Annotated in this window: 15 protein-coding genes; 8 read left to right on the top strand and 7 right to left on the bottom strand. The window is 63.3% G+C overall.

Annotated features, from left to right (window positions below; translation table 11 throughout):
- Positions 1-43: 43 nt before the first annotated feature.
- Both ATN84_RS06335 and hemC read right to left on the bottom strand, forming a co-directional pair.
- Positions 44-748 (bottom strand): uroporphyrinogen-III synthase, encoded by a 705-nt coding sequence (locus tag ATN84_RS06335; protein ID WP_068880663.1) that lies wholly within the window; start codon positions 746-748, stop codon positions 44-46.
- Between the two features lie 3 nt (positions 749-751).
- Positions 752-1681, bottom strand: a complete 930-nt coding sequence (gene hemC, locus ATN84_RS06330) for a hydroxymethylbilane synthase (protein WP_068880662.1) — start codon at positions 1679-1681, stop codon at positions 752-754.
- An 84-nt stretch (positions 1682-1765) separates the two neighbouring features.
- Between hemC and tsaD the strand changes: the two genes are divergently transcribed.
- The 5 genes from tsaD to ATN84_RS06305 all read left to right on the top strand — a co-directional run bounded on the left by tsaD (position 1766) and on the right by ATN84_RS06305 (position 5323).
- Positions 1766-2845, top strand: a complete 1080-nt coding sequence (gene tsaD / locus ATN84_RS06325) for a tRNA (adenosine(37)-N6)-threonylcarbamoyltransferase complex transferase subunit TsaD (RefSeq protein ID WP_068880661.1) — start codon at positions 1766-1768, stop codon at positions 2843-2845.
- On the top strand, positions 2842-3831 hold the full coding sequence (locus ATN84_RS06320; RefSeq protein ID WP_068880660.1) for an NAD(P)H-dependent glycerol-3-phosphate dehydrogenase: 990 nt from the start codon (positions 2842-2844) through the stop codon (positions 3829-3831). The genes tsaD and ATN84_RS06320 overlap by 4 nt, the downstream gene beginning before the upstream one ends.
- A 67-nt stretch (positions 3832-3898) precedes the next feature.
- The gene (locus tag ATN84_RS06315; protein ID WP_068880659.1) at positions 3899-4189 is read left to right on the top strand and encodes a YciI-like protein; all 291 of its coding nucleotides are present in this window, start codon (positions 3899-3901) and stop codon (positions 4187-4189) included.
- A 17-nt stretch (positions 4190-4206) separates the two neighbouring features.
- On the top strand, positions 4207-4635 hold the full coding sequence (locus ATN84_RS06310; protein ID WP_068880658.1) for an EVE domain-containing protein: 429 nt from the start codon (positions 4207-4209) through the stop codon (positions 4633-4635).
- A 16-nt stretch (positions 4636-4651) separates the two neighbouring features.
- A complete protein-coding gene (locus tag ATN84_RS06305; RefSeq protein WP_068880657.1) occupies positions 4652-5323 on the top strand; it encodes a class I SAM-dependent methyltransferase in 672 nt (223 codons plus the stop codon).
- Here the strand turns inward: ATN84_RS06305 and ATN84_RS06300 are convergent.
- A complete protein-coding gene (locus tag ATN84_RS06300; RefSeq protein ID WP_068880656.1) occupies positions 5320-6177 on the bottom strand; it encodes a DMT family transporter in 858 nt (285 codons plus the stop codon). The two genes, ATN84_RS06305 and ATN84_RS06300, sit on opposite strands and share 4 nt — an antisense overlap.
- A 128-nt stretch (positions 6178-6305) precedes the next feature.
- Between ATN84_RS06300 and ATN84_RS06295 the strand changes: the two genes are divergently transcribed.
- Positions 6306-7754, top strand: coding sequence for an aminotransferase-like domain-containing protein (locus ATN84_RS06295; RefSeq protein ID WP_068880655.1), 1449 nt, complete (start codon positions 6306-6308; stop codon positions 7752-7754).
- 9 nt (positions 7755-7763) lie between these two features.
- Here the strand turns inward: ATN84_RS06295 and ATN84_RS06290 are convergent, their stop codons facing one another.
- Complete coding sequence (locus ATN84_RS06290) at positions 7764-8306, bottom strand: L,D-transpeptidase family protein (RefSeq protein ID WP_068880927.1); 543 nt, start codon at positions 8304-8306, stop codon at positions 7764-7766.
- 126 nt (positions 8307-8432) lie between these two features.
- On the opposite strand from ATN84_RS06290, the gene optR reads away from it, so the two are divergent.
- Both optR and ATN84_RS06280 read left to right on the top strand, forming a co-directional pair.
- A complete protein-coding gene (gene optR / locus ATN84_RS06285; RefSeq protein WP_068880654.1) occupies positions 8433-9116 on the top strand; it encodes a response regulator OptR in 684 nt (227 codons plus the stop codon).
- A gap of 36 nt (positions 9117-9152) precedes the next feature.
- Positions 9153-9608 (top strand): cyclic nucleotide-binding domain-containing protein, encoded by a 456-nt coding sequence (locus tag ATN84_RS06280; protein WP_068880653.1) that lies wholly within the window; start codon positions 9153-9155, stop codon positions 9606-9608.
- Positions 9609-10018: 410 nt separating this feature from the next.
- Here the strand turns inward: ATN84_RS06280 and ATN84_RS06275 are convergent, their stop codons facing one another.
- From ATN84_RS06275 to ATN84_RS06265, 3 genes are all read right to left on the bottom strand, one after another.
- The gene (locus tag ATN84_RS06275; protein ID WP_068880652.1) at positions 10019-10825 is read right to left on the bottom strand and encodes an exodeoxyribonuclease III; all 807 of its coding nucleotides are present in this window, start codon (positions 10823-10825) and stop codon (positions 10019-10021) included.
- Between the two features lie 192 nt (positions 10826-11017).
- Positions 11018-11716: an outer membrane lipoprotein carrier protein LolA gene (locus ATN84_RS06270; protein ID WP_068880651.1), complete on the bottom strand. Its 699-nt coding sequence runs from the start codon at positions 11714-11716 to the stop codon at positions 11018-11020.
- Between the two features lie 79 nt (positions 11717-11795).
- Positions 11796-14399 carry an FtsK/SpoIIIE family DNA translocase gene (locus tag ATN84_RS06265; protein WP_068880650.1) on the bottom strand — a complete coding sequence of 868 codons (2604 nt, stop codon included), beginning with the start codon at positions 14397-14399 and terminating at the stop codon, positions 11796-11798.
- Between the last annotated feature and the right edge of the window lie 223 nt (positions 14400-14622).

The raw sequence follows: 14622 nt of genomic DNA, 5'->3' as shown, positions 1-14622 counted from the left end.
GATAAAATCGGCAGATGAAGGATTGGTTGCGCTGCAAAAAGGGTCAAAGTGCCGCGAGCAGATCGAACAGGGCCTGCTCGTCCGCCCTTTGACTGATGGAGGCACGCTGTTTCCACTGTTCCGGGAGACTTTCAAAAATGCGGGAAGACAGGCAAAAAAACCGGGTTTCCGTCAAAAGATCAGAAACTTCCGCCAACTCGATCAACGCTTTTGCCGCAAAAACCGAATAGATCAGTGCGGCATCGATGGGCTTATCTCCCAGCCGCGCGCGCAAATCCTTGTAATCGATGAAAGCCGTATCGTAGGTTTCACAGACGGTAAGCACCAAGCCTCCGGCCGCGGCTCTCGTTTCGAAATCCGGCCGGCGCACCTTTCCCGCGAGGTAGAGCACATGCGCGCCGGGCCGTAATGCGCTCGAAAGCGTCGCGGCAAGCGCCTCGCCGTCGCCTCCCGCCGCAGTCACATCAGCGAATCCGGCAGCTTTTGCCGCCGCCGCCGTTTTCTCTCCCACCGCAAAGGCACGGAGATGTACGAGGCTCGCCAGCAAAGCCGGGTCGGCATGGCGCAGGGCATTCACGCTGGTGACCGCCACCGCGTCATACCCCCCCGGCGGCACAGTTGTCGCCAACGGCACCGTTTCGCTCAAGGGCAGCACGACGGGCGAAAAGCCAAGTTCTTCCAACCGCCGCGCCGTATGCGACGCGCCCGGCTCGGGCCGCGTCACCAATACCCGTGCGGCGCCGGCCACAGTTCAGCTCCAGCTGCTGAGAAAGCCAGGGCCCGCCTGCGCAAGCACCCGCTCGGCTGCATCCGTGCCGATTGCCGCCGCATCGGCGATGGAGCCTTCGCCCTGGACTTCATGGGCTTCGCCTCCATCCGGCGTCAGGATCATGCCGGAAAAGCTGAGTTGGTCGCCCGAGACCTTCGCCAGCCCCGCGATCGGCGTGCGGCAGGAGCCATCGAGACGAGCGAGGAATGCCCGCTCGCAGGTGAGCGCGACATGCGTATCGCGATGGTCGAGGGGCGCGAGCAGCGCATCGATTCGGGCATCGCCGATCCGGCTCTCAATGGCGATCGCCCCCTGCCCCGGTGCGGGTGGAAAGAGCGTGGGGTCAAGCAATTCGCTTATGACATGCTCCATGCCGAGACGCTTCAGCCCGGCACAGGCGAGGAATGTCCCGTCGACCTGCCCTTCACCGAGCTTGCGCAACCGCGTTTCCACATTGCCGCGGAAATTCACCACCGTAATATCCGGCCGGATGCGGCGGATCAGCGCCTGCCGGCGCAACGATGAGGAGCCGACCGTCGCGCCTTCCGGCAAATCAGTGAGACGCTTTACGTCCCGGCCGATGAAGGCGTCGCGCGGATCCTCCCGCTCAAGGAATGCCGAGAGATGCAGCCCCTCCGGCAGAACGGTCGGCATATCCTTGCTCGAATGTACGGCCAGATCGATCCGGCCGTCGCTCAAGCTTTCCTCGATCTCCTGCGTGAACAGCCCCTTGCCGCCCACTTCCGACAGGGGCCGATCCTGGATCCGGTCGCCCGCCGTCGACATCACCACGATTTCGATGGTGTCGTCGGCGAGCCCATGCGTATCCTTCAGCCGGCGCTTCGTTTCATGCGCTTGCGCCAGTGCCAGCGGGCTGCCTCGTGTGCCGATCTTCAAGGATGCTGTTTGCATATGACGCCCTTCGTGATACCGGGTTTGCGAACTTACCTACCCGTCTTTGCCCCGACGGGCAACGAATGCAGGGTCTAGAACCAAATGCGCGTCCTGGGAATAGAGACAAGTTGCGACGAAACAGCCGCCGCCGTCGTCGAGCGCGACGAGCAGGGGCACGGCCGCATCCTGTCCAACGTCGTCCTGAGCCAGATCGCCGAGCACGAGCCTTATGGCGGCGTGGTGCCGGAAATCGCAGCGCGCTCCCATGTCGAGGCGCTGGACAGGCTGGTTGCCCGCGCGCTGGAGGAAGCCGATACGCCGCTCAAGGAGATCGACGCCGTCGCCGCCACGGCAGGGCCGGGCCTCATCGGCGGCCTGATCGTCGGGCTGATGACGGCAAAGGCGCTGGCAATGGCGGCGGGCAAGCCCTTCCATGCGGTTAATCATCTGGAAGGCCACGCGCTGACGGCGCGGCTGACCGACAATCTCGCCTTTCCCTATCTCCTGCTACTCGTCTCGGGCGGTCACACGCAGATGATTCTCGTCCGCGGCCTCGGCCAGTATGAGCGCCTCGGCACCACCATAGACGACGCGCTGGGCGAAGCCTTCGACAAGACGGCCAAGCTCCTCGGCCTGCCCTATCCCGGCGGCCCCGCCGTCGAGAAAGCCGCCCTTTCCGGGGATCCCGCCCGCTTTGCCCTGCCCCGCCCGCTGAAAGGCGAGGCGCGGCTCGATTTCTCCTTCTCCGGCCTCAAGACCGCCGTGCGCCAGACGGCTTCCGAGCTCGTGCCGCTCTCCGATCAGGATGTTGCCGATATCTGCGCCTCCTTCCAGGCGGCGGTGGCCGATACGCTGGCCGACCGGGTGTCGCGCTCGCTCGCCCGCTTCCGCGAGCAGTTTCCCGAGATTGGCGAGCCGACGCTGGTGGTGGCCGGCGGCGTCGCCGCCAACAAGGCGCTGCGCGCGGTGCTGGAAACGCTGTGCGCACGACACGGCTTCCGCTTTCTCGCCCCGCCGCACATTCTGTGCACCGACAATGCCGCGATGATCGCCTGGGCCGGCGCCGAGCACGCCGCCAATGGCCAGGGTGATTCCCTCGATATCGCCCCGCGCTCGCGCTGGCCGCTCGACCAGGCCGCCGCCCCCCTGATCGGCGCCGGCCGCCGGGGAGCCAAGGCATGAAGGACGAACGGGTGAAGGTTGCGGTCCTCGGCGGCGGCGCCTGGGGAACGGCGCTCGCCACCGTTGCCGCACGCGGCGGCCATCACGTCGCGCTCTATGCGCGCGACGCCGAGAGCGTCAACGATATCAACCTTAACAAGCGCAACGAGCGCTATCTCCCCGACATCAGCCTCGCCGATGGCATCCAGGCAAGTACCAATCCTGCGGATGTGCTGAAGGACGCAGCCATCGTCCTTGCCGCCTTCCCGGCACAGGCGATGCGCGATGCCCTGGGCGGGATCGCATCGCATGTGCCACCAAGCGCCTCCATCGTACTCTGCGCCAAGGGCATCGAGCGCTCGACGGGGCGGCTGATCTCCGAAGTGGTTGCGGAGGCTCTGCCCGGCCACGCGGTCTCGGCCCTTTCCGGCCCGAGCTTCGCCACTGACGTGGCGCGTGGCCTGCCGACCGCCGTGACCATCGCCTCCACCGAACTGGAGACGGCGGATCGCCTGGCGCTGCTTCTCTCCGGTCCCGCCTTCCGCTGCTATTCGACCGACGATCTGGTCGGCGTCGAGATCGGCGGCGCGCTGAAGAACGTGCTGGCGCTGGCGGCCGGTGCTGCCACCGGACGCGGCCTCGGCGCGAGCGCGCTGGCGGCCCTCGTCACCCGCGGCTTTGCCGAATTGCGCCGCATCGCCCAGGCGCTCGGCGCGCGGCCTGAAACCGTGATGGGCCTCTCGGGCCTCGGCGATCTGATGCTCACCTGCTCTTCGCCGCAGTCGCGCAATTATTCCTATGGCATGGCGCTCGGCGCCGGCAAGCCGCTGGAAGGCCTGCCGCTGGCCGAAGGCGTCGCCACCGCTCCCATCGCTGCTGAAATCTGCGCCAAACGCGGCATAGATGCGCCGATCATCATGGCCGTCACAGCTCTGCTTGCGCGCCATCTCACCATTGACGAAGCGGTAACCGCCCTGCTCAATCGCCCACTCAAGACCGAAGACTAGAGCATGATCCCGAAAAGTTGCAGACTTTTCGGACAAGGTCATGCGGCTAAAGGAAGAAGGGAATCCGATGCTTTTCGCCATCCTGTGCAACGACAAGCCCGACCATCTGCAATTGCGCCTCGACACTCGTCCAGCCCATCTCGATTATCTCAAGAATCTCGGTGAAAGGCTGAAATTCGCCGGCCCCTTCCTCGGTGACGACGGCAAGCCGAATGGCAGTCTGGTGGTGGTCGAGGCGGATCATATGGATGCGGCGAAGGCAATCGCGGCCAAGGACCCTTACGCCAAGGCTGGGCTCTTCGCCTCCGTCGAGATACGCCCGTGGAACTGGGCGATCAACAATCCCGCCAACGCCTGATCGGGAGGGGCAAAATCATGGCTTACTGGCTTTTCAAATCCGAGCCGCACAAATGGTCGTGGGAAATGCAGAAGAAGGCGGGTGAAAAGGGCACGCAATGGGATGGCGTGCGCAACTATCAGGCGCGCAACAACATGCGCGCCATGCAGCTCGGTGACAAGGGCTTCTTCTATCATTCGAATGACGGGCTGGAGATCGTCGGCGTCGTCGAAATCTGCAAGCTCGCCCATCACGACACCACCACCGACGATCCGCGCTGGGAGTGCGTCGATATCCGCGCCGTCCGCGACGTGCCGAAGCCGGTGACGCTGAAGGCGGTGAAGGAGAACCCGGCGCTTGCCAAGATGTCGCTCGTCACCTCCATGCGGCTTTCCGTCCAGCCGGTGACCGAAGACGAATGGAAGGAAGTCTGCCGCATGGGCGGGCTCGATCCGGCGCCGCGATGACCATTGGCCAGGCGGCATGAGCCCCGGCACGCCACTTGAATCCGCGGGCGACAGGGCCCGCGCCTTCATTCTTGCCAATACCCGCCTGCAAGCGCCGCCGCATGTGCCGGAGATCAGGCTTTTTCTTGCCGACGAGGCGCATGATCTCTGGCACAAGACCGAGGAGGAGCTTGCCACCATCGGCTTGCCGCCGCCCTTCTGGGCCTTCGCTTGGGCGGGCGGCCAAGGTGTTGCGCGTCATATTCTGGACAATCCCGAAATCGTCCGCGGCAAAGCCGTCCTCGATTTCGCGTCCGGCTCCGGGCTGGTCGCCATAGCGGCGGCGAAAGCCGGGGCAGCAGGCGTTATCGCCTCAGATATCGATCCCTTCGCCGAGACCGCAATCGCGCTCAACGCGGCCGCAAATGGTGTCGCCGTCGCCTCCCGCATCGAGGATCTGATCGGCACCGACGAGGGCTGGGACGTGATACTGGCCGGCGATGTCTTTTACGAGCGGCCCTTCGCAGAGCGGCTGATCCCATGGTTCTCGACCCTTCGCGAACGCGGCGCGACGGTGATCGTCGGCGATCCCGGCCGCGCCTATCTGCCCAAAGAGCGGCTTCAATCCCTTGCCGTCTACACCGTGCCGGTGACACGCATCCTGGAGGACGCTGAGGTCAAGCGCACCACCGTCTGGACTTTCGTTTAAGCGAAGCGCTTCGCCCCCGCCACGCAGAGGACCACGGCGGCGGCGGTCGCCACCATGCCCCAGCCGACCGCCTCATGCGCGACCAATGCCGCGAGCGTAAGGCCGAAGAAGGGCTGCAGCAGCTGCAACTGCCCGACGGCCGCCGTTCCACCTTGCACCAGGCCACGATACCAGAAGACGAAGCCGATCAGCATGCTGAAGAGCGAGACGTAGGCAAGGCCCGCGAGAGCCCGCCAGCCGATGCCCTCCCAGGAGGCCGGCTGGGTGAGGAGCGCCAGCGGCAGCATCAGCGGCAATGACAGGACCAGCGCCCAGCAGATCACCTGCCAGCCGCCGAGCTTGCGCGACAGGCGGGCGCCTTCGGCATAGCCGAGCCCGCAGACAAGGATTGCCGCGAGCATAAGACCGTCGCCGTAAGCCGAGGATTCGCCTCCCTGTCCGAGGGCATAGCCCGCGACAATCGCACTCCCGGCGATGGAAAACAGCCAGAACAGTCCGCGCGGACGCTCGCCACCGCGCAGGACAGCAAAGAGGGCGGTCGCGAGCGGCAGCAGCCCGACGAAGACGATGGCATGCGCCGAAGTCATCCCGCGCAGCGCGAGCGCGGTCAGCAGCGGAAAGCCCACCACCACGCCAAGCGCCACGACACCAAGTGAAACGAGATCGCCACGGTCCGGCAGGCGCTGCCTGAACACGGCGAGCAGCGCCAGGGCCAGCACACCGGCGATGGCCGCGCGCGCCATCGTCAGAAACATCGGATCGATGTCGAGGATGGCAATTCGCGTCGCCGGCAGCGAGCCACTGAAGATCAGTACACCCAAAAACCCGTTGATCCAGCCTGCCGTTCTGTCCATTGCGTCTATCCAGCCGATTGCAAAATCATGTAGTTATTTCCAAGGACAATGCTCGGCCTTGCACCGGAACGGCAGAGACAGTAACAGTACAATTCAACCGGACTGTACCGGGACAAAAGGAAGTACAGATGTTGCATAAACCCGCCGCCAGCGAAAATGCAGCGCGCGGCTCGGCATTCGATACGACCGCCCAGGACGAACCGACGCTCGTCGAAAAAGTGATGGGAATCATCCGCGGGCGCATCGCCGCCCTCAGCCTCTCACCCGGCGCAAGGCTGCCCTCGATCCGCCGCCTCGCCGAAACCATGGGCGTGTCGAAATCGACCGTCGTCGAAGCCTATGACCGGCTCGTCGCCGAGGGCGTCATCCAGTCGCGGCGCGGCGCCGGCTTCTACGTCGCCGGTCGTGCGCAGCCCTTCTCGCTCGCCGCCGCCGGCCCTCGCCTCGACCGCGAGATCAATCCTCTGTGGATCATGCGCCAGTCGCTCGAGGCCGACAGCGCGGCGCTCAGGCCCGGCTGTGGCTGGCTGCCGGAAGACTGGCTGCCCCAGGAAGGCATCCGCCGCGCGCTTAGGGCGCTCGCCCGCGATGAATCCGCAGCCTTCACCGAATATGGCGATCCCCTGGGATATGCGCCGCTCAGGCTGCATCTCTCCCGCCGCCTCGCCGAGCAGGGCGTCGAAGCGCCGCCAGATCAGGTGCTGCTGGTCGATTCCGGCACGCAGGCGCTCGATCTTCTCTGCCGGTTCTTCGTCCAGCCCGGCGATGCCGTGCTGATCGACGATCCCTGCTATTTCAATTTCCAGGCAGCGCTGCGCACCCACCGCGTCCAGCTTATCCCCGTGCCCTACACACCCAGCGGCCCGGACCTCGATGCCTTCGCCCGCGCGGCGGAGGAGCACCGGCCGAAGCTCTATATCGGCAATGCCGGGCTGCATAACCCGACCGGCGGCATGATGAGCCCGGCGACGGCCCATCGCCTGCTGAAGATCGCCGAGCAGCACGACATGATCGTCATCGAGGACAATATCTTCGCCGATTTCCATCCCGCCCCGTCACCGCTTCTCGCCGAACTCGACGGGCTGGAAAGGATCGTGCATATCGGCAGCTTCTCCAAGACGCTGACGGCTGCCGCCCGTGTCGGCTATATCGCCGCCCGCGGCGACTGGATCGAAGGGCTCACCGATCTGAAGCTCGCCACCACCTTCGGCTCGAGCCCGCTTTCCGCCCAGCTTGTCCACACGCTCCTGACCGACGGCACCTATCGCCGCCATATCGAGACCCTGCGCGTCAAGCTGGCCTCCGCCATGACGCTGACATCAGGCCGGCTGAAAGCCGCTGGGCTGGAACTATGGACCGAGCCGCAGGGCGGCATGTTTCTTTGGGCGCGGCTGCCGGAAGGCATGGATTCCGCCCTGATCGCCCGCCACGCGCTGGAACGCGGCGTGGTCTTCGCGCCGGGTAATGTGTTCAGCCTGTCGCAAAGCGCGGCGCACTATCTGCGCTTCAACGTGGCGCAATCCGCTCAGCCACGCATCTTCGAAGTGCTGCACGACGCCATGCGCGTCGCATTGTAAAGAAGAGGATTATCGCCGGACGCGGATAATGGTTTGCGCGGAAAGATGTGGCAGTAGGCGCGCCATGTCGGCCCGCTTCAGCGCAATGCAGCCTTCCGTCGGCTGATATCCAGGCCGCGCCAGGTGAAAGAAGATGGCGCTGCCGCATCCGCGCCGGCGCGGGCGGATGTTCCAGTCCATGACGATGCAGATGTCGTAGAGCCCGTCCTGCCGCCAGAGGTTCTCATGGCTTGCCCGGTAAGGAAGGCGTACAAGCCTGTTGTAGTTGCGGTCGCCTGGCGCGTCGCACCAGCCATCGTCCCGGCGAATGGTCCGGAACGGCAAGGAAGAAGCCGCGAAATCCCTGCGTCTTCTGCGCCAACCATAGATGAGGCGCATGCTCCCAAGCGGCGTCGCGCCGTCGCCTTCCCGCTTGAAAGCGCTGATACCCCCCTTGCCGAGCGCACAGCGCAACACCAAATTGTGGAGAATGAGAAATCCTTGCGCGGGGTTTCCCGGGCGGGCCCGCACGTCGATCAGGCGCAAGGTTCCGCCATTCGCCATTTTATTCATCGACCCGCCCTCGCCGGCAACCAAAGCTTCCAGATCGCTGGCTTTCTTGTTTGAACCCTTCAACTCATTCAGCTTAAATGTCATAAAACGTCAATGCCGACGCAACAGGACCTATGAGGATACCGCATGACTGGCCGTACAATTCTGATCGTGGACGATGACGAGGACCTTCGCTCTATACTCGTGGAGCAGCTCGAGCTCTGTGAAGAGTTCCACATCCTCCAGGAGGACACCGCCACGAAGGGCATTCAAACGGCCCGCAACGGAATGGTCGACCTCCTGATCATGGATGTGGGCCTGCCCGACATGGACGGACGCGAGGCTGTCAAGCTCCTGCGCAAGGGCGGCTTCAAGGGCCCAGTCATCATGCTGACCGGACATGATACCGAATCGGACACGATCCTCGGGCTCGAATCCGGCGCCAACGACTATGTCACCAAGCCGTTCCGCTTCGCGGTCCTGCTCGCGCGCATCCGCGCCCAGCTGCGCCAGCACGAGCAGAGCGAGGACGCGACCTTCACCGTCGGCCCCTACACGTTTAAGCCGGGGCAGAAGCTGCTGATCGATGAGAAGGGCGGCAAGATCCGCCTGACCGAGAAGGAAGCGGCGATCATCAAATATCTCTACCGCGCCGGCGACAAGGTCATCGGCCGCGACGTGCTCCTGGAAGAGGTATGGGGCTATAATTCGGGTGTGACGACCCACACGCTAGAGACGCATGTCTACCGTTTGCGGCAGAAAATCGAGAAAGATCCGTCGAATGCGGCTATTCTCGTGACAGAAAGCGGGGGATACAAGCTCGTCCCCTGATGGCTCCGCCCGGAAGAGCGGTGTATTGACCATAATATGGCGCTCGACGACGACATCCGAATCCTTGGCACCGTAGGCCTGTTCGAATCATTCACGGCCGAACAATTGCGGTTGCTTGCATTCGGTGCCGAGCGCCTGGTGCTGCGCCCCGGACGTGAACTCTTCCGCGAAGGACAGAGCGCCGATTGCGCCTATGTCGTCGTATCCGGCAATATCAGCCTCTTCCGGGAAAGCCCCAACGGGCGGGTGACGATCAAATCCGTCGGTCCCGGCGCCATCCTCGGCGAGATGGCGCTGATCGCCCAGACCACGCGGCTGACCGGCGCCTTTGCCGATGGCGAGACGGAGGTCATCCGCTTGAGCCGCGCCATTTTCCACCGCATCCTGGAGGAATATCCCGAGGTGGCGGTGGCGCTTCACACGCATGTCAGCCGCAACCTGACCGATCTCATCCGGCAGATCGAGAAGCTTTCGCCGCTCTTCGAGGATTAGGGCGGTTCATGTTTTGATGGAATCGCTTGGATTCTTTTTGGGCCGTTGTTGTGATGGACAGGTAGAGGTATCCACACCATTTCCATCTAAAGGTGAAATGCTCTAGACGTTTCAGTGTTTACCAGGAGCAGCGTTTCCATGCTCCGGCACAGGCATCGAGGCGATGGCGACCTTGGCAATGGCAATCTTGGCGAGGGGGGTCAAGACATCGCAATTCCGTCATACTCGGGCCCCGACCCGAGTATCCATTCCGGACCGTCGGAACCACATCCATCGTCTGATATGCGGGCGCTGCATCAGCGTTCTGGAGTGGATCCTCGGGTCAAGTCCGAGGATGTGACGTCAGTGGGTGCGTGCCCGCCTCTCCGACCACGTCGGTAAAGCCATTTGCAGCCCGCCCTCGCCCGATTTCATTCCAGATTGAAAGATGCGATTACGGGCACATGGTCGGACGGCCTATCCCAGCCGCGCGCCTCGCGTAGGATGGAGACCGCCGAGAGATCGCCTTCGAGATCGGGAGATCCCCAGATATGGTCGAGGCGGCGGCCGCGATCCGAGACATCCCAGTCGCGCGCCCGATAGCTCCACCAGGTGAAGATCTTCTCCTCCGGCGGGATATGATGACGGATCAGGTCGCTCCATCCGCCGATCTGACGCACAACTTCCAGACCTTCCGTCTCGACAGGCGTATGGCTGACGACGCTGAGGAGCTGCTTGTGCGACCAGACATCGGTTTCAAGCGGCGCGATGTTCAAATCACCGACCAGCACCGACGAACAGCCGTCGCCCATATCGGCAAGGATGGCCTTCATCTCTTCGAGAAAGCCGAGCTTGTGCTTGAATTTCGGATTGATCTCCGGGTCCGGCTCGTCGCCGCCGGCCGGCACATAGAAATTGTGGACACGCAACCGCTTGCCTCCCGCCGTCACGACGGCGCTCAAGTGACGGCAATCGCCGACGCCACAAAAACCGATGCGATCGACCTCGCTCAACGGGCGGCGCGAGATGGTGGCGACACCGTGATAGCCCTTCTGGCCGCTGATGGCGACGTGATCATAGCCCAGCTTATGGAACGCCTTGTGCGGAAAGAGATCGTCCGGACACTTGGTCTCCTGCAGGCAGAGCACATCCGGCGCGAAATCCTGCAGAAACTGCTCGACCAGCGGCAGGCGCAGGCGCACGGAGTTGATATTCCAAGTAGCAATCGAAAAGGACATGGGAAAGAGCTCGCATGCGGGAGAAAATCGCGAGCGAACTTACAACATCAGGCCGACAGTGCCAGCCCGAAAATCGAGGAAAAAAAATACAGCGGCCACTGTTTAAATGACATCGCGAGGCGCCCCCCTCTTTCCGGCAGGGCAGAGGGGGGCGCTGTCCCGGCCGGCGTTTCCGGTCGGCAAAAACCGTATTTACTGCCCCTTGCGCTTCATCGCGATGCGGGTGTAATCGATCTTGAACATGTCCTTGGCGAAGCGCACGCCCTCGCGAACGTTGAAGATCATCACCGTCGTGTCGAGATTTTGCGCGTCGGTGATCGTCCATTGCTTGAGCTCGTAATTCTTCGGATCGAACATCATGGTGATCTTCGAATCGCCGAAAACCGATTTGTCGCCTAGCACGATGGTCGTCATGTCGGGCTCCTGCTTAACCTGCTTCAGACGCCCGCCGCCAAGATCGATCCGGTCGCCCAGGAGCAGCTTCAGCGGCGTCTTCGACAGGGGATAGAGATCCCACGTATCGAGCTTGCGGTTGTTGACGACGACCGATTCGCCGTCGGAGATCACCCGGATCGGCGAATTGTTGTAGTTGAAGCGGATCTTGCCCGGACGCTCGATATAGAAGGTGCCGCCGGTCTGCTCGCCGCGCGGGCCGAACTGCACGAATTCGCCCGTCATGGTGCGCACCGAGGCAAAATGATTTGCGATCTGCTGCGCCGCGCTACTGGCTGCTGCACTTGCCTGCGCGGCAGCCGGAGAGGACGCACCGCCAAGCGGCGGCAGGACCGCAGCCGCCATCAGGGTACCGGCGAGAACGGCGCCACGCGCCATGTTTCGCAGAACGGCAACCCGCGTTTTTCCTGCTTTCATCGAAAAACTGTCTCCTGTCATCTTGCCTTGAGGCTAAAGCGCCAGTTTGTCGCGAGTGTGGCGTTTCAATGAACAATGATCCCCGTTCGTTCCGCCTTCATCAGAATTCATCATCCTCGGTCGGCACGAGGATCTCGCGTTTTCCCGCATGATTGGCCGGACCGACGATTCCCTCCTGCTCCATGCGTTCGATGATCGACGCCGCGCGATTATAGCCGATGCCGAGACGGCGCTGGATATAAGAGGTCGAAGCCTTCTTGTCGCGGAGCACCACGGCGACCGCCTGATCATAGGGATCCTCGGAATCGTCGAGATTGGAGGTTCCGGCCGGGCCGCTGCCGCCGCCATCGTCCTCATCTTCTTCCTCGGTGATGGCATCGAGATATTCCGGCACGCCCTGCAGCTTGAGATGCTGAACGACCTTCTCCACCTCGTCGTCGCCGACGAAGGGCCCGTGCACGCGCTGGATGCGCCCGCCACCCGCCATGAACAGCATGTCGCCCTGGCCGAGCAGCTGCTCAGCGCCCTGCTCACCCAGAATGGTGCGGCTGTCGATCTTCGACGTCACCTGGAAGGAGATGCGCGTCGGGAAATTGGCCTTGATCGTGCCGGTGATGACGTCGACCGACGGACGCTGCGTCGCCATGATCACATGAATGCCCGCCGCACGCGCCATCTGGGCGAGGCGCTGCACCGCGCCTTCGATATCCTTGCCGGCGACCATCATCAGATCCGCCATTTCGTCGATGATGACGACGATATAGGGCATCGGCTCCAGATCGAGCTCCTCCGTCTCGTAGACCGCTTCGCCGGTGTCGCGGTCGAAGCCGGTCTGCACCGTGCGTGCGATCCGCTCGCCTTTCTTCTGTGCCTGGCCGACACGCTGGTTGAAGCCGTCGATATTGCGCACGCCGACCTTCGACATCTTGCGATAGCGATCCTCCATCTCACGCACGGTCCATTTGAGCGCGACGACGGCCTTCTTCGGATCGGTCACCACGGGGGTGAGAAGATGCGGAATGCCGTCATAGACGGAGAGTTCGAGCATCTTCGGGTCGATCATGATCAAGCGGCATTCCTGCGGCGTCATGCGATAGAGCAGCGACAGGATCATCGTGTTGATGGCCACAGATTTGCCCGAGCCGGTCGTGCCGGCGACGAGCACATGCGGCATCTTGGCGATATCGGCGATGACGGGCTCGCCATTGATGGTCTTGCCGAGCGCCAGCGCCAGCTTGGTCTTGGTCTGCTCGAAATCGCGGCTCGCCAGGATTTCGCGCAGATAGACCATCTCGCGCTTCTGGTTCGGCAGCTCGATGCCTATGGCGTTTCGGCCCGGCACCACCGCGACACGCGCCGCGATAGCGCTCATCGAGCGGGCGATATCGTCGGCAAGGCCGATGACGCGGGACGATTTGATGCCCGGCGCCGGTTCGAGCTCATAGAGCGTCACCACCGGTCCCGGGCGCACATGGATGATCTCGCCCTTGACGCCGAAATCCTCAAGCACGCCTTCCAGAAGCCGCGCATTCTGTTCCAGCGCATCCTTGGACAGGCTCGCATCGCGGATAACCGCCTTCGGCTCGCTCAGGAAATGCAGCGAAGGCATTTCGAAAACGTCACTCTTGATGAAGGATTGCTGCGCCTCACGCTGGACGCGAACGCCCGGCTTCGGCGAGGAGGCAGGCGCCTGGACGCGACCCGTCGCCATCGGTTGCGGCGCAGATGGTCTTTGCGGTGCACTCTGCGGCGCCCAGTCATCGGCATCGGCGCCATAAACCTCGTCATCGTCGAAAGGCGGTACGTCGAGCCGCTCGCGCCGATCCTCGAATCCCGGCTCGCGGCGCATGCCGTCACGCGCGCCGGCCCTCTGGCGGGAGAGGGCGACATCGCCGAACGGATCGTCATTCTCGCCATGCCGGCCGCTTAGCGCCGCACCGCGTGAGAAGAGACGGTGCATCGTCGCCCGCGCGCTCAGATACCAGTGCGTCACGGCGCCGAGCGCATGGAAACCTTCGCGCTCTTCATCCGTGTCCTCATCTTCCTCATCATCATAGATTTCTTCCTGGACCGGCTTGCGCGCCTTCGGGCGAGCCGGGCTCGTCAGCGGCTGCGCGCGCCCGGTCAGCCCGCTGGCAAAGGCGCAAAGCAAGAGCGAGGGAACGAGCAGAATGGCGGCGATCACCAATGCCGTCGTGCCGCGCGGAAAACCGCCGAGAAAGATGCCGGGGATTCTCAGGACGAGGTCGCCGAAGACGCCGCCAAGCCCGATCGGCATCGGCCAGCTCTCAGGCACCGAGAAGCAGCTTGCGATCGCGGCAAAGAGCAGTGCGGCGCCGAACCAGGCGAAGACCCGCCGCGGCAGTCGGCCGATGCCGCCATGCGCCAGCAGCAGAATGCCCCAGAAGACCGCAGGCAACAGGGCAGCAACGCTGGAGAGCCCGAAGAACTGCATGGCGAGATCGGAGAAAACCGCGCCGGGATAGCCGAGCGCATTGGTAACCGGATTGGAGGTGGCGTGGCTGAAGCTCGGATCGGCGACATTCCAGGTGGCGAGCGCCCCCGCCGCGAGCGCCACGGCGGTGAGGATCAGGAGGCCAACCAGAATATCGACCTGCCGGCGGAAGATTCCCGCCAGACCAAGACGGTCTCCCCTTATCCTCTCATCCCGAAGCGCATATGAGGGCGAGTATCCTTGCCGCATGAAGCTTTTCCCGAATGCTCTTTGTTCCGCATGACCTTGTCCGAAAGTCCAAGACGTTTCGGGATCATGCCGTGTCGCCTGTGCTCCGCCGGAGACGGAATCGGGGCCGATCCTAGAGCAGGGAAGGTTAAGACGGCATTAACCATGCCGATTCGGTATTCGTTTCATCAAAAACAAAAGAAAAAGGCCCGAAAACGGGCCTTTTTCGCATCAAATCGAGGGG

Source organism: Paramesorhizobium deserti, assembly GCF_001558695.1.
Lineage (GTDB): Bacteria > Pseudomonadota > Alphaproteobacteria > Rhizobiales > Rhizobiaceae > Paramesorhizobium > Paramesorhizobium deserti.
The sequence above is the reverse complement of the archived record's forward strand: the minus strand, read 5'-3'. Positions and strand labels throughout refer to the sequence as shown.